Below are 20812 nucleotides of genomic sequence, written 5' to 3'. Positions count from 1 at the left end.
GTAAGTTCTCGCATCAATCTTGCCGGTACCCGTTGAAGAGAATGCAAAGTCCCGGCTGAATGCAATTTGTAATTATATCTCGAAAACATTCCCCGACCGCGTGAACCACTGCCGCTGCAGTGAGTCGAGCAAGAAGTAGGTCGCGGACGTCCATCGCGACATCTATCGCGCCAAAAGCCCGGTTACACAGGGCGCAATCGCTTTTGCATGTTTACAATGCGAAGCATTGGCTTCGCCGCGAATCTTTTCGCGTGGCCCACGCTTTGCATGCACACCCCCGAACCTTATCAACCTCACGATCAATTGGAACATTTGACCATCGCCCAGCGCAACGCCCAGAACGCCAAGCTCGCGAGCTATGCGCATCGGCCCCTTGCGTTCCTTTTCCGCTTTATCCGCCGTCACCCGCTCGCTCACGCGACCGTGCTGTGCAGCGTGATAGCGGCCGTGGGCTGTGCGCTCGCTTCGCAATATGCGATCAAGCATCTCATCGACGTGCTCGGCGCTGGCCGGCATCATCCGGGGCCGCTGTGGGGCGCTTTTGCGATCCTGGTCGGGCTGATCGCCGCTGACAATCTGCTGTGGCGCGTCGGCGGCTGGGTTGCAGCCCACACTTTTGTCGCCGTGACCGGCGACTTGCGGCGCGACCTGTTCCAGTATCTGAGCGGACACTCGCCGACCTACTATTCGGAGAAGCAGCCCGGCATGCTGGCCAGCCGGATCACCGCGACGTCGAATGCGGTCTACACCGCCGAGAACACCACCGCCTGGAACGTGCTGCCGCCGTGCATCGCCGTGCTCGGCGCGATCTTCATGATCATCGCGGTGAACCCGCTGATGGCCGGCGGCCTGATGCTGTGCTCGGCCATTCTGTCGGTCGTGCTGTACAAGCTTGCCGGCCGCGGCTCGGCGCGCCACCACCATTTCGCGACCAAGGCGGCCTCGGTCGACGGCGAACTGGTCGACGTCATCAGCAACATGGGCCTCGTGCGCGCCTTCGGCATGACGTTTCGCGAACAGCAGCGCTTCGGTGCGACGGTCAAGGCCGAGATGGACGCGCGTCAGCAAAGCCTGCTTTACCTGGAAAAGCTGCGTCTGCTGCACGCCGTGATTACCGCGCTGCTGTCGGCCGGCCTGCTGGGCTGGGCGCTCGTGCTGTGGGATCAAGGTAAAGCGACGTCGGGCGACATCGTGCTCGTCAGCTCGCTCGGCTTCACTATTCTGCACGGCACGCGCGATCTCGCGGTCGCGCTGGTGGACGTCACGCAGCACGTGGCCCGTCTCGCGGAAGCCGTGCGCACCTTGCTCGAGCCGCATGGCATGCCCGACCGCGACGGCGCGACCGAGCTCGTGCCGCAGGGCGGCCGCGTCGACTTCGAAAGCGTGACGTTCGCCTATCCGCGCCGCCGGCCGATCCTCGATCATTTCGACCTGCATATCGAGCCGGGCCAGCGGGTCGGGCTGATCGGCAAGTCGGGCGCGGGCAAGTCGACCGTGCTCGCCTTGCTGCAGCGCTTCTACGAAACGCAAGGCGGCTCGATCAAAATCGACGGTCAGGACATCAACACGATCACGCAGGACAGCCTCCGCCATGCGATCGCGCTCGTGCCGCAAGACATTTCGCTGTTCCATCGCACGGTGTACGAGAACATTGCGTATGGCCGCCCCGAAGCGAGCCGCGAAGAAGTGCTGGCTGCGGCGCGCGAGGCCCGCTGCACCGACTTTATCGAAGCCATGCCGGAAGGCTTCGATACGATCGTCGGCGACCGCGGCGTGAAGCTGTCAGGCGGACAGCGTCAGCGGATCGCCATTGCACGCGCGATCCTGAAAAACGCGCCGATCCTGCTGCTTGACGAAGCCACGTCGGCGCTCGACAGCGCATCCGAAGAAGCGATCCAGAAGGCGCTCGACCGGCTGATGGTAGGCCGCACGGTGATCGCCATTGCGCACCGCCTGTCGACGCTCAATAACTTCGACCGCATTATCGTGATGAGCGCCGGCAAGGTGATCGACGACGGCAGTCCCGAAGAGTTGCGCCTGCGTCCCGGTCTGTATCGCGACCTGCTGTCGAAGCAATACGGCAAGGGCGCCACGCTGCATGTGGGCGGAAAAAAAGTCGACGAACAGCACGTTATCTGAGCCGCGCGCCGTCGAGAGAAACGCGTTTAGTCAAAGAAAAAAGCCGCTTTATCAAGCGGCTTTTTTTCGTTTTCCCGATCAGAACCGGCTCACCGCAGCTAGCCCGCGAGAACCTCGCGCGCGGTCTTCTTCCCCGAAGCGGTACGCGCCCGCCCGCTCCTGGTGCGGGTTGCACCACTGCCGCTCTGCAAGTCACGCAGAAAATTGTCGCGCCAGACCGAGACATTGTTCTCCCGCAACTGCGCCATCATGTCGCGATGACGCGCCTGGCGCTCCGCGAGCGGCATGTCGAGCGCTCTGGCAAGCGCATCGGCCATGCCGTCGATATCCACCGGATTGACGATCAGCGCACCGTCCAGCTCCTGCGCCGCGCCCGCGAAACGTGACAACACAAGCACGCCCGGATTCTCCGGGTCCTGCGCCGACACGTACTCTTTGGCGACCAGATTCATGCCGTCGCGCAGCGGCGTGACGTAGCCAACATGCGCCGTACGAAAGAGCGCGGCGAGCACCGAGCGCTCATATTGCTTATGGATGTACAGGATCGGCGTCCAGTCCAGCTCCGCGAAACGTCCGTTGATGCGGCCCGACTCCCCTTCCAGCTGCAGACGGATGTCCTGATAGGCATGCATGTCGGCGCGTGTCGGCGGCGCGATCTGGAGGAACGACACCTTGTTGCGTTGCGCGGTGGCGTGTTCCAGCAGACGCTCGAACGCGCGAAAACGCTCGACCAGCCCTTTCGAGTAGTCGAGACGGTCCACGCTCATGATCAGCTTGCGCGAATGCAGCGTAGCCTTCATCGTGCGCACCGGCTTGCCGCGCTCACCCGCCTTGGCCAGTTCGGCGATCTCGTCCGGATAGACGCCGATCGGGTAAGCCGCTGCACGCAACGTGCGGCCAAACGCATGGACTGCGAGCGGCCCGGCGGCCGACGCGTCGACTGTCCCGTTCGCCTCGTTGACGATGTAATCGCAAAACGCGCGCAGGTCAGGCGCAGTCTGAAAACCGAGCAGATCGAACGAACACAACGCCTGTACCAGTTCGCGATGCGGCGGCACAGCCAGCAGAACCTGCGAAGCGGGAAACGGAATGTGCAGGAAAAAGCCGATGCGATTCTTCACGCCCGCCGCGCGCAGCGCCTCGGCGAAAGGAATCAGGTGATAGTCGTGGACCCAGATTACGTCGTCTTCACGTAGCAGCGGCACGAGTTGCTGCGCCAGCCACGCGTTCACGCGGCAATAACCCTCGAAGTCATGCCGGTCGTACTGCAGCAAGTCGGCGCGGTAGTGAAAGGCCGGCCACAGCGTCGCGTTCGAGAAGCCGCGATAGTACTGGTCGTAGTCGCGGCGCATCAGAGCGATGGTCGCAAAAGTCACCGGGCCGCGCTCTTCGACCTTGATTTGCGGCTGGCCGGAGCTCAGCACGTCGCCGCTCCAGCCGAACCACATGCCGCCGGTCTCCTTGAGCGCGTCGTACACGCCGACCGCCAGACCGCCCGCCGCCGGACCGCCCTCCGAGATCGGCGCAACCCGGTTCGAAACGATAATCAGTCGGCTCATGAAACGCTGTCCCCGATGTAATGCCTTGTTGTCGCACTATGTCGTGTGCGTTGTAAATGTCCTGCGCCGCACACCGCGCCGCTCATCCTGCACGCGCTGCCGCAACGACCGTCTCGAGCCAGTCGAGCAGTGCGGAAACGGATTCGACGCGCGTTTGCGCGATCGTCTCGCCCGCGCCGACCTTGATCGACAGTCCGTTGCGCTCGTTGACGACGGCGAAGCCCTTCTCGTCAGTCAGGTCGTCGCCGGCAAAAACCGGCTTGCGTCCGACGAACGGCGGCTCGTCGAGGAACGCGCGCATGGCGCGGCCTTTATCGACGTCCTTCGGTTTGATTTCATAGACCATCTTGCCCGGCTGCAACACGTACGAGTTCGGATAATCCGCGACCAGCCGCTCGGTCGCCTCGCGCGCCGCCTGCTCGCGATCCGGCGCGTTGCGGTAGTGCAGCGCGAGCGCGGCGCCCTTGATCTCGAGCAGCATGCCAGGGTTGGCGTTGACCACCTCGGCCAAAACCTGCTCCATGCGCAGAAGGCGTTCATCGTGAAAGCCGATGCGTTGCGTGTCGCCGTTCGCATCGCGCCGCTCGGCGCCATGCAGACCGGCAATCGGCAGATCGGGCATGCCGAGAAAAGCGTCGATACTGTCGATGCCGCGCCCGGACACCACAGCGACCGCTCCATTGGTCAAGCGCCGCAGTTCGGCGAGTAGCTCGATGACGCGAGGTTGCACCTGAACGCCGTCCGGCGTGGGCGCGAGTTCGACGAGCGTGCCGTCGAAATCGAAGAAAAACGCGGTCTCGCCAGGAGACAGGAAAGCCGGAAGTGGTTGCATCGGGTATTTTGCCTTTCGGCCTTTCGCAGCCGGAAAAGTGTGCGCATCTTACCGCGCATCCATCAATTTTTCGAGAAAGAGAGCCGGGCCGCAAGCCGGATGGAGCAGCACGGCAGCGAGGTCGCGCCCCGTTCGCTGGCATTGCGTTCAAAACGGAAACGATCGGACTTCAACGGGCTTTCAGCCATGTGCGTCATATTGCCTCGCAAACGCTCTGCCCGTGGGCGATGAGCGACGCCTTCCGTCATTTTGCGATACAGTCGCAGCCAAACGGGACTTTGGCGTTACGACGATTTTCGTCCACTATCGCGAACCGCTCGCCGGCACAAGTTTGAGCGCGCGCACGCGAAAGCGTGCGCAATGCCCCGCTCTCCAATCGAGTCATTGATACCTGCTTTGTTCCCGAACATCTCACTGCAACGCTTGCAAGCGCACCCGGGGTCGCGGCCTCGGGAGAGCCGCGCGCGCCGGTTTCGCTCGACGATCACGACCGGCGCGCTCCTCGCCATGATCGCGCTTGCCGGCTGCACAAGTCACGCGGAGCCATGGCATCTGACGAACGTGGCGGGCCATTTGCCCGACCTCGACTTCACGCTGACAGGCGACGACGGGCGTCCGGTTAGCGGCGATTCGTTCAAGGGGCGCGCCTCGCTCGTCTATTTCGGCTACACGCATTGCCCGGACGTCTGTCCCGAAACCATGGGACGGCTGATGCAGGTGCTGGAAAAGCTCGGCCCCGACGCGCAGAAGGTGCGCATCCTGTTCATCACCGTCGATCCGGCGCGCGACACGCCGCAAGCTCTGCACGATTACGTCGGGGCGTTCGATTCCAAGCATGCCGAAGGACTGACGGGCAGCGACTGGCAGATCGAATCGCTCGCCAAGCGCTACAGGGTTGCGTATCAGATGGAAAAGCGCGACCCGAACGGCAATTACGAAGTCACTCATAGTTCCGCCGTCTACGTGTTCGACGCGCAAGGCCGCGCACGCCTGCTCGCCACCGACCACGACACTCCAGATGCGATCGCGCAGGACTTGCGCCGCATCGTCGATCAACGCTCCTGACTCAATCCATGACACAGATCCCAACGTCCAGAATGCGTACGCTCTCCGCCGTCGCCGGCGCTTTTGCCCTTTCGTTTGTTTTCGCGGCGACTGCCCACGCCGCCGGTGCGCAGCCGATCACCGCACAGAATGCCTGGGTCCGCTGGCTGCCGAACAACCTGCCGGCAGCGGGTTATGTGACGCTCGTGAATTCAGGCGACAAGCCCGTGGACCTCGTCGATATTTCGAGCCCCGACTACGGCGACGCGATGCTGCATCAGACAGTCTCGAACGGTTCGTCGCAGAAAATGGTGATGGTCGACAAGCTGACGGTTCCCGCGCACGGGCAGGTTGCAATCGCACCGGGCGGCTATCACGTGATGCTCGAAGGCGCGAAGCACAAGATCGCGCCGGGCGACACGGTACATCTGATGCTGAAGTTTTCGGACGGCGCAACGCTCGACACACCGTTCGCGGTGAAGTCGCCCGCGCAGACGAAGTAAGCACGGCAATCCGCGGCAATGAACCTGCTCTACTGGCTCGATCCCTGGGAATTTTCACCGACGGTCGTCCTCGCTCTGCTGCTGCCCGCAATCCTGTTCGTGCGCGGCGCGAGCAAGGCAAAGGTGTCGGTTGCGCGCCGCGTTTCCTTCTGGTTCGGGCTGGTGGCGTTATACGTCGCGTTGCACACGCGGCTCGATTATTTCTTCGAGCACGAGTTTTTCATGCATCGCGCGCAGCACCTCGTGCTGCATCATCTCGGGCCATTCTTTATCGCGCTGTCGTATCCGGGCGCGGCATTGCGCGCTGGCATTCCGTTCCGCTGGCGGCAGCGCTTCGTGCGGCCCGCGCTCGCGCTGCCGTTCGTACGAAAGCTGCTCGACGTCGTCATGCATCCGGTCGTCGCGGTGACATTGTTCGTCGGCCTGATTTACTTCTGGCTGATGTCGCCGGTCCATTTTGTCGCGATGCTCGACTGGCGGCTTTATCGCGTAATGAACTGGAGCATGGTGGTCGACGGCCTGCTGTTCTGGTGGCTCGTGCTCGACCCGCGTCCCGCGCCGCCGGCGCGCCTGTCGCCCGGCAAGCGTGTGCTGGTTGTGATCGCCGCGATTCCGCCGCAGATCATCCTCGGCGCGTTCATCTTTTTTTCGCCGCGAGAGCTATATCCGATCTATTCGATCTGCGGGCGCGCATTCACCTGGCTGAGCCCGATGCGCGATCAACAGATCGGCGGCCTGCTTCTGTGGATCCCAGGTTCCATGATGAGCGTGATCGGCGCGCTCGTGGCGTTGCGTCACTGGATGCGCCTCTCCGCACGCGGACGCGTGCGCAGCGAACGACGTGCGATGCCGGCAAACCCCACGCAAGCCGATGTCGCGAACACGGCTTCATCGACTGTCGGCTCTCACCGCTGACGTCTCGCCGATACCCCGCTAACGCCGCGCCCGCCTCGGGCAGGTGCGCCGGATCACCCCCGCACGCCGATGCACGCTCACGCCGAACGCATCCACACGTGGGGAATGCCGTCCTCTTCGTGAATCTCGGACACTGGCGCAAACCCAAAAGCGCCGTAGAAGCCTTGCAGATGTGCCTGCGCGTGCAAGCGGATCGGCGTGCCAGGCCACTGCGTGCGGATATGCGCTATCGCGCGGTCGAGCATCGCATTGCCGAGACCGATGCCGCGGAATTCCGCCGTAGTCAGTACCCGGCCGATTCGAATATCGCCGTCGTCGGCGTCGGGTAGGAGCACGCGCAGATAGCCAGCGAGCGGCGGTCGCGCGGCGCCCGTGGTTGCATCGTCCGTTGCGCCGAACGCGAGCAGATGCCATGCGTCGAGATCGAGACCGTCGATATCGCCATACAGGCAGTTCTGCTCGATCACGAAGACAGCGCTGCGCGCGGCGAGCATCGCGTAGACCTCGGCGCTCGTGAGTTCATCGAACGCCTTCCAGCGCCATTCGAGTTGCGCGAGCCTCGCGGCAGCGGTGTGTTGCGGTTCGGTCATGACAGGCTTTTGGAATGAAGCGCGCCGTCACCGACGGCGGCGAATGCACAATGATGCCGCGCGTCGCGGCACCGGAATAATCAATTGCTTACGCGCCTCGCGCGGCGCGCACTTTCGACGCCTGCTTGTGGCTATACATCGCGGCGTCGGCTGCGGTGAGCAATTCGGCGATGGAACCGTGCCGCCCGGCGTCGTACTGGATCTGCCCAACGCTAAAGCGAATCCGATAGCCGCGCTGATCCTGCGCATTGCGCTCGTCGAGCAAGTGCGTAAGACGCTCCGTCACTTCGCGCGTGGCGGCTTCGTCCGCGTCGCTGAGCAACGCGACGAACTCGTCGCCGCCGAGCCGCCCGATCACGTCGCTTTCGCGCAGCGCGGTGCGCAGTATGTCGGCAAAAGTCTTCAGCGCACGATCGCCCTCGGCGTGACCGAACGTGTCGTTGATTTGCTTGAAATCGTTGAGGTCGAAAAACAGCAGCGACGCCGGCTTGTTCAGGCGCTTGCAGACATTGAGCGCATGCTGGGCGAGCGCGGAGAATCCACGCCGGTTGGACAGCAGCGTGAGGTCGTCCAGCGTGGCGAGCTGCACGGCCGCCAGTTCCTGTTCGGCCATGCGCGCGAGATCGCGCAGCAGTTCGCGCTCTTCATCGTCGAGTTCGCGCGGCTTGACGTCGATCAGACACAACGTGCCCAGCTTGCTGCCGTTGGGCACCGTCAGCGGACAGCCGGCATAGAAGCGGATATTGGGCGATTCGGTCACGAGCGGATTGTCGTGGAAGCGGTCGTCGGCCAGCGTGTCGGGCACCGTGAGTATCTCGTCCGACACGATTGCATGCGCGCAGAACGAGACGTCGCGCGACGTCTCGCTCGCCGACAGGCCCACGCACGACTTGAACCATTGCCGGTCTGCATCCACGAGGCTAACCAGCGCGATCGGCACACCGAACAGACGCTTCGCGAGTCGCGTCAGGCGGTCGAAACGCTCTTCGGGCGAAGTATCGAGAATATTCAGCGCGCGTAACGTCTCCAGACGCGTGCTTTCATTGCCGGGAATGGGTGGCAGATGCATGGGGTGTCCTCTGAAACCATCGCGTGAAACAGCGAGTAGTGATCTGGTGATTGCTGAGTAATTTTTTGAGCGATTCGAGGCTTCTCGATCTGCGATTTTACGCGTGCGCACAAGTTCCCCATAGCGCCCCTGCTACTCGCCGGCAAACACCGGCTCGACGGATCGCGCAAGACGTTCGACGAGGTTGCCCGGTCCGCATAGATGAAGCGCGCCGACCACGACCAGAGTTCGTTCAGGCCGGTCGAGCAACTCGTTTATGCGCGCGGCCCACATGTGATTGCGCCCGTCCAGAATCGTGCGTCGGATATCGGGCAGATTGAACATGGGTGATTCGACGGCGATGCGGTGCACGGCTGACAGATCTCCGTCGAGCCACGCTTCATGCATGCGCTCGACCGTGCGCTGCGGCTCGCTGAGGTCGGCCATGAGCAACTCGAGTGCCGCGGCGACTGCATCGAGCGGAATCGATTCGAGCGCGCCGGCGACTTCCTGCGCTGTCTCCAGGTACTCATAGGCTTTGCCCTCGCCTGTCGCCCAGCGCAGCATGCGCGGCTCGACGCCCTCGACGAGCTGCTGAAACAACGTGGGCGCAATGATCAGCGCGGCCCACGGACGCAGATCGGCGAGCGGCGTGAGCGGGCCGTCAGCGGGCCAGGCCGCTTGCAGACGAGTCCAGGTGTCGGCGGAAAGGAAAGACGCGAGGCTTTGCGCGCCACGCTGCGGATCGGCTTTGAGAAAAGGAAGAATGGTCGGCGCGTCGGATTCGAAGACGAGCGCCTCGGCCCAGTCATAAGCTTGCTCGATCCACGGCGGCGTTCTGCGGCTCGACGCGGGAAAGAGATGCATGGAGCCAAGGAGGCGCACATTCGTGCCGGTGATGTGTAGGTACATGCACGTTGTGTGACAAGGAACAAACGTGCATTGTGCGCCATATCGTCCGCGCGGCGCAGCACGTCCGCAGCACGTCGATACGCACGAGCCCGCACTGGAATGCGGACGCAGAAAAAAGAAAAGCCCCGACATGGCGGGGCTTTTCTGCACTTCAACTACTGGAGGCGCGAGCCGGAGTCGAACCGGCCTAAACGGCTTTGCAGGCCGCTGCATAACCGCTTTGCTATCGCGCCGCAAGCGGATTGGAATCTAGCTGCAGATTCGCTGATTTGTCTCGTGGACAACCATCAGTCCACCAAACAAAAAGGGAAGCGCTGCTTCCCCTGATGTATGGAGCGGGAGACGAGGCTCGAACTCGCGACCTCAACCTTGGCAAGGTTGCGCTCTACCAACTGAGCTACTCCCGCATTGCACTGCTTCGCAACGCCTTGCACTTCTGAACTACATTACTGACCAACGCGCTGCTTCAAAAATCTGGAGCGGGAGACGAGGCTCGAACTCGCGACCTCAACCTTGGCAAGGTTGCGCTCTACCAACTGAGCTACTCCCGCGTATTGCTGCTTTTGTGCTGCTTAAAAAGGCCTACTGCGCCTTTCTTCCTTCTACTGCAACCGACGTTTCGAACTGCGTGCATCGGAGAAACGAGATTATGGAGAAACGACCGAAACGTGTCAACCCCTTTTGCCAATCTCTTTAACTGAACAGATTTCACTCATGACGTTCCCGCGAATCGCGTTCAATGCGCGCGCGCACGGCGCTCAGGCAGCCCCGCTGCGCTCGCGAATTTGCGGCCATGCGAGCTTCATGTAATACAGCATGGACCAGATCGTCAGGAATGCCGCGAGATAGATGAGCCACAAGCCCCACGTTCGTGTGTCGATCGTCACGCCGCCGCCGAAGGACAACGGACCGTTGAACAGCAGCATCGGAATAGCCACCATCTGGCAAACGGTCTTGAATTTACCGAGCGAATTCACGGCGACGCTCTTCGACGCGCCGATCTGCGCCATCCACTCGCGCAGCGCCGAGATCGCGATCTCGCGTCCAACGATCACGAGAGCAATCGCGGAGTCGATTCGGGCGAGTTGCACGAGCACCAGCAAGGCGGCGGTCACCATCAGTTTGTCCGCGACCGGATCGAGAAACGCGCCGAACGCCGACGTCTGATTCCATTTGCGGGCCAGGTAGCCGTCAAACCAGTCGGTCAGCGCAGCGAGCACGAAGATCGTTGCCGCCGCGAGATTACGGTGCGGGGGACTCATCATCATGTCGGGCAAATAAAACACGCCGACGACCAGCGGAATCAGAACAATCCGCAGCCAGGTCAGGAAAATCGGGAAATTGAACGGCATGGGCAGGCGCAGCGTCTGACGGGAGAGATGCAATTGTGCCGTGTCGCAGTGCGTGCCACAAGCAAAGCGGCGCCGGGAGCGACGCGCGCACCGCTTGCGCGACCCCCGCACCGCGATTCAGTGCAATTGCCGGTAGATCTGCTCGGCGAGCGCCTGGGAAATTCCTTCGACGCTCGCAAGATCTTCGACGCTCGCCGCGACCACGCCGCGCAGTCCGCCGAAGCGCGCCAGCAGCCGCTGACGCCGTTTCGCCCCCACACCTTCGAGTTCCTCGAGCCGCGACGTCTGACGCGTCTTGCCGCGTTTCGCGCGCATGCCGGTGATCGCAAAACGGTGCGCCTCGTCGCGGATCTGCGCGACCAGCATCAACGCTGCACTTTCCTTGCCGAGTTCGAGCGGCGTGCGGCCGTCCGCGAAAATCAGCGTTTCGAGGCCGACCTTGCGCCCCTCGCCTTTCGCGACACCGACCAGCATGCCCGTATCGAGCCCAAGCTCGGTGAACACCTGCCGCGCGATTTCCACCTGCCCCTTGCCGCCGTCGATCAACACGATGGTCGGCAAGATACCTCCCGACGCGACCGGTTCAGCGGCCTCGGGCGCGAGCGACGGGTCTACCGCCGCATCGCTTTGCAGATCGACGGCCTCGTCGGCGGCATTCGCAGCGGCCTGCGCGACCATTTTCTCGTAGCGGCGCGTGAGCACCTGGCGCATCGCCGCGTAGTCGTCGCCGGGCGTGATGCCGGTAATGTTGTAGCGGCGATATTCCGATGACTGCATCTTGTGATGGTGATACACGACGCACGACGCCTGCGTCGCCTCGCCCATGGTGTGGCTGATGTCGAAACATTCAATGCGCACGTGCGCGAGGTCGTCGCACTCCATGCCGAGCGTGTCGGTAAGCGCGCGGGTGCGTGCCTGTTGCGAGCCTTGCTCGGATAACAGTCGTGCGAGCGCGAGCCGCGCGTTCTGCTCGGCCATCGCGAGCCACGCGCGTCGTTGCCCTTGCGGCTGACGCAGCACGGTGACCTTGTGGCCGGCCTGCTCGATCAGCACGTCGACGAGTTCTCGTGTGGCAGGCGCGTGGCTGACCACCAGCACGGGCGGCACGCGATTGCCGAGATAATGCTGCGCGATGAACGCCTCGAGCACTTCCGACTCGATGCTGCCCGACGCGCTGTTCTTGCGCGGCTTCGCCGGTTCAGAACTGGAATCGGGGTTGGCATCCAGCGCGGCTGCGTCGCCCGCGTCACTTGCGTCGTCCGCGAGGTCGTCGTCATCTTCCGGCGGCAGTTCCTGTGCGATTGCAAGCGCGTCCGCGGTGTCCGACGATAGTTTGTCGCCGCTTATATCGCCGAGCGCGTTTTCCGCAGAAACCGAGCCTGCATCCGACGCGACGTCGACCAACACGTCGTCGTCGCCGTCCTCTTCGAGACCACCCTCTTCCGCCGTCAACGCACTTTCAACGTGCGCGGGGAAATACGCCTTGTCGCCGAGGTGCCGGCCGCCGCGCACCATCGCGAGATTCACGCAGACGCGGCCGCCCAGTGCGACCACCGCGAGAATATCGACATCACTATCGCTACCCACCTCAATGGCCTGCTGATGCAGCACCGTCGACAGCGAACTCATCTGATTGCGCACGGCCGCAGCCTGCTCGAACTTCAGCTCGCTCGCGAACGCATGCATCTTCTGCTCGAGTTCTTTCATCACTTCGCCCTGACGGCCGAGCAGAAAGCGCGACGCATTCGCGACGTCGCGCGCGTAATCTTCTTCGCCGATGTTGCCAACGCAAGGCGCCGTGCAACGGCCGATCTGATGCAGCAGGCACGGCCGCGTGCGATTGTTGAACACGGAGTCTTCGCACGTGCGCAACTGGAATACGCGCTGCAGGATCTGAATGCTCTCGCGCACCGCCCACGCGCTCGGAAACGGACCAAAGTACTGGTTCTTGCGATCCACCGAGCCTCGGTAATAGGCCATGCGCGGAAACTTGTGGCCGGTCAGCTTCAGGTACGGATACGACTTGTCGTCCCGAAACAGAATGTTGTAACGCGGCGCGAGCGCCTTGATCAGATTGTTTTCCAGCAACAGCGCTTCTGCCTCGGAGCGCGTCACGGTCGTCTCGATGCGCGCGATGCGCGTCACCATCATCGCGATGCGCGGTGACAGCTGCGTCTTCGTGAAGTAGCTCGAAACGCGCTTCTTGAGATCGCGCGCCTTGCCGACGTACAGCACCGCGCCGTGCGTGTCGTAATAGCGGTAGACGCCAGGCAGATGCGGCAACTGGGCGAGCACTTTTTTCGGCTCGAAAGCGATGTTTGCTTCGGGTTCGGTCATGCAGGATCGGCTGATGGAACTGTCTCGCGGGCGGTCGCCCCGTTTGGCCTCGAGTGGCCGCATCGGTTTCGCGCTCAAAGAAGTCCGGCGCGAGGAGATCGAACGGGTGCTTGTCGGGTAGCCCGACTTTCTTGCGAAAGCCGGGCCCCCCGAGAACCGTACGTGCGAGTTTCCCCGCATACGGCTCAAATCTACAAACAAAGTTCTGTCTACGACAGAACCGGCTTAGTTACAACCAGCTTACCAGCGTGCACTTGCTGGTGACAGTGCGGGTGGAGCAGCACCCGATTCGACAGAGCGTCGGTACCACCATGCATCCGATATTCCAGATGATGGTCGTGCCAGCCCGTCTCGTCCGTCAGCGCACAGCCACAATGCGCGCATAAGCCGCCTTGTGACATATACAGCGTCGCCCACTGCTTTCGGTAGCGCATTTGTTCCCACATACGCCCCTGCCGCAAGGTTTCGCCATATTGCTCCCATGTCGGATCAAAAGGGTTGAACTCGCCCTTGATCCGCGTGTGCCGTTTGATAGCCATACCACTAAGCTGGTACAGCTCATTCAGCCCCCAACTGCCGTCTTCGCGTTCCGTACGAACCGCAAACACCCAGTGCCGGGCACCGATAGAGTGAAAGTACTTCTGTTTCACCCACACAGCGCTCTTTTGCGGGTGCCTCCGCTTCGACCACCGCCAGAGCTTCCGAAAAATCAGATGCTCCATGCGGCTGTACGTCTGCTTGGCTGAGACCGGACGGTGATACTGCGCCCATCCGCGCAACATCGGGTTCAGCAGTTGGATTAGATCCCCCTGCTTTGCCGTTTTGTTGCCGCTGATCGTTTCCGCTACCTTGCGATAGAACGCTTGCGCGTTCTTCTTGCTCGGCTTGACGAGCAGTTTTCCCGAGTACTTCCGGAAATTCCACCCAAGGAAATCGAAGCCGTCATCAATGTGAGTGACGCGCGTTTTTGCCTCAGACAGTTGCAAGCCCCGAACAGCGAGGAACGCTTCCACCCAAGGCCTGACCACGCTTTCCAGTATCTCTCGCGAGTCGCCGGTAATCACGAAGTCATCCGCGTATCGCACCACATTGACCTTCAACTTCTTGGCCTTGACGATCCCGAATTTCGCACCGAGGTGCGCAACCAGTTCACGTTCCAGCCCGTTCAGCGTCACATTCGCCAGCGTCGGGGAGATGATCCCTCCCTGCGGCGTACCGGCCTCAGTCGCCTGTAGCTGACCCTTGTAAATCAGGCCAGCCTTCAACCACTTCCGGAGAATTTCCCTGTCCATGGGGACATGGTTTTCCAGCCAGTCGTGGTTGATGTGGTCAAAGCAGCCTTTGATATCCGCTTCCAGTACCCATCGGGACGAATCCTTCCGGGACGTGCAAGCACGTACCTGACCCATAGCATCAGCCGTCGAACGGTTTATCCTGAACCCATAAGAGTTCGGGTCGCTCGTCGATTCCGACACTGGCTCCAGAGCCAGCAGATACAGGGCTTGCATCGCCCTGTCCCGCATGGTCGGGATGCCCAGCGGGCGCTCCTTTCCATTGGCTTTGGGGATAAAGACTCTCCGTAATGGCAGAGGCTTGTATCCGCGCCGCTTCAACCCACCGATGGCCTCCCACCGGCTTTCAGGCGAATCCCACAGCTCGCGATCGACTCCCGCCGTTCGCGCACCCTGGTTCTGCGTAACACGTCGTACCGCATACAGCTTCGCGGACAACGTGCGAGTCAGCATCCGTTGCAGAGCTTTCACCCTGCGCCAGTCACTTTCCCGCGTCGCCTTCGCAATTCGAATCTGCATCCCTCTCACGTTCCGTTCAACCCGACGCCAATCGACAGCGTTCCAGTTGTCCGGCGCATGGGAAAGCGCAGACCCGGTCTTTCGACCAGATACTTTCATGCTGCTCTCCTACTTGGAAGAAGTCCCCAAGCAGAAGGCGCATCTCCCCCAGAGGGGCAGACACACCCCGCTGGGGAACAACAGACACCTAAACAGGAGCGCATGCGCCCCTATCTCGGACAAACACCTCAGTACGAACGAATGCGCTCGCACCTGACCAAGTTACTGAGGGTAGTCAGCCGCCTTGCGACGGTAGACCAGACGGAAGTCTGCCCGCTTTCGCGTGAGGTAATGTCTCAACCCCTATCCGGGCCATTACAGCCCGACATTCGCTTTTTCCGTCCTCCCATACCTGCACAATCATCAGCGTCCCTTACGGTTCGCCTGCCAGCCACAAAGACAGCTGGCAACCGTACAGGCTTACCACGTTCCCGGCATGTCACACGACCGACGTAGGTTCTGCCTATCCCCCGGTGGCTTAACAACGACGTAGCCCAAATTCTAAGTGGACTAACCAGCCACGTACCTTTTGGTTAGAGCCCGGTGTTCAAAGCAGCTTTGGCTCCTCACTGGTAACGAGGTTTATCAGCAGTTCACATACGTTAACCCTATCGGCCAGCCTAGCTCCTCGACCCCTTTGCTGCTAGGAGTGTCCAGACCAGTCCCTCGCGGGAATGGCCTGCCCGAAACATCCGGAGGCTACATTGTCAGAAGAGCTTCACACCCCACCGTTGCCAGTGACGCATGTCTTCCTAGGCTACTGCTGGTCGTACAGCAGGTTCACTATCCTCGCCTTACAGCTAACGAGGCCAAACAATGACACACCGAGCTTCCGCTCGTATCGGTTCGCGAATCCATTGCCAGTGACGGCGCAGGAATTGCATACATCACTCCGCCCAGTCGGCGGAGATGAAGCCGCTGACGGGGCGGAACCTGATGGTAATCAGGTCAATGCAATGCGAGCTCTCGGAGAATGTGCTTCACCGAGACTCGTATGGACGAGACCCAGCAAACCTCTACCGGCTCTCGCTTCGCTACAAGAGATACCCCGCTTCTGAGCAGTTGCGTCGAGGGACTCGCGCCCCTTCCCGATGCTCCGCGTGATATCTTCGCGACTGGTTAGGCTCATATAGACGCCTCCTTTGCCGCTAGTCGATGCCCCTTACGTTGGGGCTACCCGGACACGAGCGTGCGTGTCGCACTAGAATCGCCAGTTTAGAACATTCCGCGTCCGCCCGAGCCCGCCGATGCCCTCCACCGCGCCGCCATCCGACCCAACCGCCGACCCGACCGCCGACGCAGCCGCCGATCCAAGCGCCGCTGCGCCTCGCGAACCGTCCGCAGCGATCGCGTGCGATATTTTCTGCGCGGTGATAGACAATTTCGGCGATATCGGCGTGTGCTGGCGCCTCGCGCGTCAGCTTGCGAGCGAGCACGGGTGGCAAGTGCGAGTCTTCGTCGACGATCTGCATGCGTTTCAGAAACTGTGTCCGTCGCTCGCGCTCGATCGTGCACGGCAGACCATCGACGGGATCGTCGTCGAACACTGGCACGCGCCGACACACGCCGGCGACACGCTCGAAGTGGCCGACGTGGTGATCGAGGCGTTCGCCTGCGAACTGCCGCCCATTTACGTGGCTGCGATGGCGCAGCGCAAGCACCCGCCTGTGTGGATCAACCTCGAATATCTGAGCGCCGAGGACTGGGTCGCGGACTTCCACCTGCGGCCGTCACCGCATCCGCGCTATCCGCTCGTCAAGACGTTTTTCTTTCCCGGTCTCGGGCCGGGCACCGGCGGCGTGCTGAAGGAGCGGAGTCTGGATGCCGAACGCGCGGCGTTCGAGGCGTCGCCCGCGGCACGAGAAGCGTGGTGGCTGCGAGCCGTGGGACGCGCGCCGCCTGTCGGGGCGACTGTCGTCTCGCTTTTCGCCTACGAGAACCCGGCAGTCGACAACCTGCTCGAGCAATGGCGCGACAGTGTCGAACCTGTGGTGCTGCTTGTGCCCGAGGGCCGCATCTCCGGCGCGGTCGCGCGCTTTTTCGGAATGCAGTCGTTCAGCGCTGGCGCCCATGCGGAGCGCGGCGGATTGAGCGCTCACGGCCTCGCGTTCACCGAACAATCCGGCTACGACGCGCTGCTGTGGGCAAGCGACATCAATTTCGTGCGGGGCGAGGATTCGTTTGTGCGCGCGCAGTGGGCCGCCAGGCCCTTCGTCTGGCACATTTACCCGCAAGCGGACGACGCGCATCTGCCGAAGCTCGACGCCGCGCTTGAACACTACGGCCGCACGCTTCCCGTCGATGCCCGCGCCGCGCTCGCGCGCTTCTGGCACGCCTGGAATGGCGCCGGCGAGCCGGACTGGGCAGCGCTGCGCGACCACTACCCGGCGCTGCAGCGACGCGCGGTCGAGTGGGCCGGCGAACTCGCGCGAGTCGGCGACCTCGCTGGAAATCTGGCCTTGTTCACAAAAAGTCAGTTAAAATAAGCGGTTATCCAACGGCCGACGACGCAAGCGCGGCCCGATCGCAGCAAAAATCCTGGATTCAGTTGGCCTCGGTAGGCCTCAGTTGGCTTTTAGTCTCCGGCTGTTAACCGGTTCCCCCGGCATCGAAAGATGCAAATGCGATGCGTCACGCAAGCCGCATGTAATCGGTGGAGAAACGGCGGAGTAAAGCGCACTTCAGGAAACACGCTGCCGACCGGCGCCACTCGTGTACACGCCCGCATCGGGTAAAAAGCAGGTAACGGATTTGCGGGAATTGCGGAACGCGTCGCATCGGCTACGCCACTGGAACCCTCGCAGCAAGTCAACCGCGCTTCATGCACCGCTTCTCGCCGGGCCGTCTCATCGCGGCGCGGCGTAAAGCGCAGGAAACGTCGAAGCCGCTTGCGCCGTATGCCGTTGAGCACAAGTTGAAGCTACTTATTTCGTACAGGACAGTTTTATGAAGACCGCACAGGAACTCCGCACCGGCAACGTCGTGATGATCGGCGCAGACGCAATGGTCGTGCAAAAGGCCGAATACAACAAATCGGGCCGCAACTCCGCCGTCGTCAAGATGAAGTTCAAGAACCTGCTGACCGGCGCAGGCATGGAAAGCGTGTACAAGGCAGACGACAAGTTCGACGTCGTCGTGCTCGAGCGCAAGGAAGTGACGTACTCGTACTTCGCCGACCCGATGTACGTGTTCATGGACGCCGACTACAACCAGTATGAAGTCGAAGCCGAAATGATGGGCGACGCGATGAACTACCTCGAAGACGGCATGACTTGCGAAGTCGTGTTCTACAACGAGAAAGCCATCTCCGTCGAACTGCCGACCACGCTGGTCCGCGAAATCATCTACACGGAACCGGCTGTCAAGGGTGACACGTCGTCGGGCAAGGTGCTGAAGAATGCCAAGCTGAACACCGGCTTTGAACTGCAAGTGCCGCTGTTCTGCAACATCGGCGACAAGATCGAAATCGACACGCGTACGCACGAGTATCGTAGCCGCGCATAACCGCCGGCAAGCTGCCCCGCCAGCGCGACACAACGCGCTGGCAAAAATGAAAAGCGCCCAATTGGGCGCTTTTTCTTTTTTGTGCCGCCGAGTATCGTTGAGGAAAACTTTACCGGCAATTTTGTCCAAATTTCCGGTTGCAGCGTTCGATGTTGCCGTGTGGGCCGATGTAAGCCCTTGATATGCCAAGTCAAAGCGCGTTGGCATAGCTCATGCTAGAGACCCCATACCCAATACCTCTCGACTCCGGAGATACGAAATGAATAACGACATCGCAGAAGGCAAGTGGAAGCAACTGGTCGGCAAGGCAAAGGCTGCGTGGGGCGAACTGACCGACGACGAACTCACCAAGGCCGAAGGTCGCGCGGACCGTCTCGCAGGGCTGATTCAGGAACGCTATGGCAAAACTCGCGAGGACGCGGAGCGCGAAGTACGCCGCTTCTTCGACAGCAATCGGGATATCTGACAGCAAAAACAGCAGACGCGAAGTAAGCGTCGGCGTCCTTGCAGCGTTGCATAGTGACCGCAGGATGCCGGCGAATAGAACCAGGCGGGCCGCAGCGCTAACCAGCGCGCGGCGAATCGCCCGCTCAGATACAGAAAAGGACCAGAACTACGTGAGTCGACTCGCCGCCCGCTTCGCCCGGCGTCATGAATGCCGGGTATCGCGGTCATGCCGACCGGGAGGCCGCTTGCGCGCCGCCCGGCTGATGCTGACTTGCGTGGCGACGCATCCGACCGACAGTACCGGCCAGCCATCGTGCCCGCTTCGCCGCGCTGCGGTTCAGGCGCAGAAAAAGCGGCTATTTCATCCATTTATAAAGTTGCGCTCGCCATGCCACACGCTCTGATTGTTGAAGACGACCCCAATAGCCTGTCGGGCCTATCCGCGATTCTTGCCGCGGATGGTTTTTCCGTCGACACCGCGACGACCATCGCCGAAGCGCGCGCTGCGCTGACGCGCTTCATCCCCGACGTTGTTCTGGTCGACCTGAATCTCCCGGACGGCAGCGGGCTCGATCTGTTGCAGCATCTGCCCGCGCATCCGCCAGGCGGCGCACTGCCCGTGATCGTCATGACCGGCAATGCGACCGTGGAAAGCGCGATCGAAGGCTTGCGGCATGGCATCTGGGACTATCTGCTGAAGCCGGTCAACATTCCGCGCCTGCGCAGTCTGCTGGCGAGAATTCCGCGTCCGTATGAGTTGACTGAAGAAGTGCAGACGCTGCGCGCATCGTTGCGCCAGCTTGGGCGCTTCGGCTCGGTACTGGGTCGCAGCGCCGCGATGCAGCACGTGTACGACACGATCGAACATATCGCACCGACCGAAGCGGCCGTCCTGATTTCGGGCGAAGCCGGGACCGGCAAACAGGTGGCCGCCCAGACGATGCACGATATGAGCCGGCGCCGCAAAGGCCCGTTCGTCACGCTCGATTGCCGAAACGCGGCCAGTTCGCAGTTGCGGTCGCTAGATAGCGTGCTGTTCGGCCACGAACGCGGCGCGTTTAGCGGCGCCGATCAGCGCGAGCCTGGCCTTTTCGAGCAGGCGAGCGGCGGGACGCTTTTCATCGACGAGATCGCGGAGTTGCCGCGCGCGCAGCAGGAGGCACTGCTCCGCGCGCTGGATTCGCAGACCTTCATGCGGGTCGGCGGCACGAGTCAGGTCGTGACCGATTTCCGGTTGATCGCGTCGACGCGCAAGCCGCCGCGCGCGGCGGTCGCGGACGGCAGCCTCCATGAGGACCTCGCGCTGCGTCTCGAAGCCGCAGCGGTGACGCTGCCGCCGTTGCGCGAGCGCGACGAAGATCCTGCGCTGATCGCGCAGGCGATTGTCGACGACCTGAATCACGACGCCGCCGCGCGCGGCGTGTCCGACGTCGCGAAGCAGATTGGGCCCAACTTCCTGCGCGAATGCCTGACATACGAATGGCCGGGCAACGTGCGCGAGTTGCAGGACCGCGTGCGGCGCGCGTACCACGCGTCGGGCGACGTGCTGGAGTCGTTGCGCGCCGACGAAGCGGGCTCCGTCAACGGTCGCGATCTGAATGGCAGCCGCGTTCAGGTTACGGTCGGCACCCCGCTCGCCGATGTGGAAGAAATGCTGATTCGCGCGACGCTCGACGCGGTAGGCGGTACACGCCATCGGGCGGCGTCGCTGCTGGGCATCAGCCCGAAGACGCTGTACAACAAGCTGCAACGGATGCGGCTGAACTGACCGCCCGCTTCG

Annotated in this window: 16 protein-coding genes and 3 tRNA genes; 8 read left to right on the top strand and 11 right to left on the bottom strand. The window is 62.1% G+C overall.

Features of this window, described 5'->3' with window-relative positions:
• The first annotated feature begins 267 nt into the window (after nucleotides 1-267).
• Nucleotides 268-2139, top strand: coding sequence for an ABC transporter ATP-binding protein (locus H281_RS0122590; RefSeq protein ID WP_027804859.1), 1872 nt, complete (start codon nucleotides 268-270; stop codon nucleotides 2137-2139).
• 98 nt (nucleotides 2140-2237) lie between these two features.
• On the opposite strand, the gene otsA is transcribed toward H281_RS0122590, so the two are convergent.
• Both otsA and otsB read right to left on the bottom strand, forming a co-directional pair.
• Nucleotides 2238-3698 (bottom strand): alpha,alpha-trehalose-phosphate synthase (UDP-forming), encoded by a 1461-nt coding sequence (gene otsA / locus H281_RS0122585; protein WP_020069417.1) that lies wholly within the window; start codon nucleotides 3696-3698, stop codon nucleotides 2238-2240.
• 82 nt (nucleotides 3699-3780) lie between these two features.
• On the bottom strand, nucleotides 3781-4530 hold the full coding sequence (gene otsB, locus H281_RS0122580) for a trehalose-phosphatase (RefSeq protein ID WP_020069416.1): 750 nt from the start codon (nucleotides 4528-4530) through the stop codon (nucleotides 3781-3783).
• A 360-nt stretch (nucleotides 4531-4890) separates the two neighbouring features.
• On the opposite strand from otsB, the gene H281_RS0122575 reads away from it, so the two are divergent.
• From H281_RS0122575 to H281_RS0122565, 3 genes are read left to right on the top strand one after another with little or no spacing between them, the layout of a single operon-like run.
• Complete coding sequence (locus H281_RS0122575; RefSeq protein ID WP_408735243.1) at nucleotides 4891-5595, top strand: SCO family protein; 705 nt, start codon at nucleotides 4891-4893, stop codon at nucleotides 5593-5595.
• A gap of 8 nt (nucleotides 5596-5603) precedes the next feature.
• A complete protein-coding gene (locus H281_RS0122570) occupies nucleotides 5604-6077 on the top strand; it encodes a copper chaperone PCu(A)C (protein WP_027804857.1) in 474 nt (157 codons plus the stop codon).
• 18 nt (nucleotides 6078-6095) lie between these two features.
• The gene (locus H281_RS0122565) at nucleotides 6096-6992 is read left to right on the top strand and encodes a cytochrome c oxidase assembly protein (protein ID WP_020069413.1); all 897 of its coding nucleotides are present in this window, start codon (nucleotides 6096-6098) and stop codon (nucleotides 6990-6992) included.
• A gap of 77 nt (nucleotides 6993-7069) precedes the next feature.
• Here the strand turns inward: H281_RS0122565 and H281_RS0122560 are convergent, their stop codons facing one another.
• The 9 genes from H281_RS0122560 to ltrA form a co-directional block, all read right to left on the bottom strand.
• Nucleotides 7070-7582, bottom strand: a complete 513-nt coding sequence (locus H281_RS0122560; RefSeq protein WP_020069412.1) for a GNAT family N-acetyltransferase — start codon at nucleotides 7580-7582, stop codon at nucleotides 7070-7072.
• Nucleotides 7583-7670: 88 nt separating this feature from the next.
• Nucleotides 7671-8651 (bottom strand): sensor domain-containing diguanylate cyclase, encoded by a 981-nt coding sequence (locus tag H281_RS0122555; RefSeq protein WP_020069411.1) that lies wholly within the window; start codon nucleotides 8649-8651, stop codon nucleotides 7671-7673.
• Between the two features lie 132 nt (nucleotides 8652-8783).
• Nucleotides 8784-9542, bottom strand: coding sequence for a TraB/GumN family protein (locus H281_RS0122550; RefSeq protein WP_020069410.1), 759 nt, complete (start codon nucleotides 9540-9542; stop codon nucleotides 8784-8786).
• 159 nt (nucleotides 9543-9701) lie between these two features.
• Nucleotides 9702-9775 (bottom strand) — tRNA-Cys (locus H281_RS0122545).
• A 98-nt stretch (nucleotides 9776-9873) separates the two neighbouring features.
• A tRNA-Gly gene (locus H281_RS0122540) sits at nucleotides 9874-9949 on the bottom strand.
• A 68-nt stretch (nucleotides 9950-10017) separates the two neighbouring features.
• Nucleotides 10018-10093: transfer RNA gene (locus H281_RS0122535), tRNA-Gly, on the bottom strand.
• 207 nt (nucleotides 10094-10300) lie between these two features.
• Complete coding sequence (gene pgsA / locus H281_RS0122530) at nucleotides 10301-10894, bottom strand: CDP-diacylglycerol--glycerol-3-phosphate 3-phosphatidyltransferase (RefSeq protein WP_020069409.1); 594 nt, start codon at nucleotides 10892-10894, stop codon at nucleotides 10301-10303.
• Nucleotides 10895-11011: 117 nt separating this feature from the next.
• Entirely contained in the window at nucleotides 11012-13231 is a 2220-nt protein-coding gene (gene uvrC, locus H281_RS0122525; RefSeq protein ID WP_020069408.1) for an excinuclease ABC subunit UvrC, read from the bottom strand.
• A 209-nt stretch (nucleotides 13232-13440) separates the two neighbouring features.
• Nucleotides 13441-15141: a group II intron reverse transcriptase/maturase gene (gene ltrA, locus H281_RS0122515; RefSeq protein ID WP_020069406.1), complete on the bottom strand. Its 1701-nt coding sequence runs from the start codon at nucleotides 15139-15141 to the stop codon at nucleotides 13441-13443.
• A 1187-nt stretch (nucleotides 15142-16328) separates the two neighbouring features.
• Between ltrA and earP the strand changes: the two genes are divergently transcribed.
• The 4 genes from earP to H281_RS0122490 all read left to right on the top strand — a co-directional run bounded on the left by earP (nucleotide 16329) and on the right by H281_RS0122490 (nucleotide 20800).
• Nucleotides 16329-17567, top strand: coding sequence for an elongation factor P maturation arginine rhamnosyltransferase EarP (gene earP / locus H281_RS0122510; protein ID WP_020069405.1), 1239 nt, complete (start codon nucleotides 16329-16331; stop codon nucleotides 17565-17567).
• 460 nt (nucleotides 17568-18027) lie between these two features.
• Nucleotides 18028-18585 carry an elongation factor P gene (gene efp, locus H281_RS0122500; RefSeq protein ID WP_020069404.1) on the top strand — a complete coding sequence of 186 codons (558 nt, stop codon included), beginning with the start codon at nucleotides 18028-18030 and terminating at the stop codon, nucleotides 18583-18585.
• Nucleotides 18586-18844: 259 nt separating this feature from the next.
• Nucleotides 18845-19051 carry a CsbD family protein gene (locus tag H281_RS0122495; RefSeq protein WP_020069403.1) on the top strand — a complete coding sequence of 69 codons (207 nt, stop codon included), beginning with the start codon at nucleotides 18845-18847 and terminating at the stop codon, nucleotides 19049-19051.
• Nucleotides 19052-19420: 369 nt separating this feature from the next.
• A complete protein-coding gene (locus H281_RS0122490; protein WP_027804856.1) occupies nucleotides 19421-20800 on the top strand; it encodes a sigma-54-dependent transcriptional regulator in 1380 nt (459 codons plus the stop codon).
• Nucleotides 20801-20812: the final 12 nt, after the last annotated feature.

The organism is Paraburkholderia caledonica (assembly GCF_000383275.1).
GTDB classification, from domain to species: domain Bacteria; phylum Pseudomonadota; class Gammaproteobacteria; order Burkholderiales; family Burkholderiaceae; genus Paraburkholderia; species Paraburkholderia caledonica.
The sequence above is the reverse complement of the archived record's forward strand: the minus strand, read 5'-3'. Positions and strand labels throughout refer to the sequence as shown.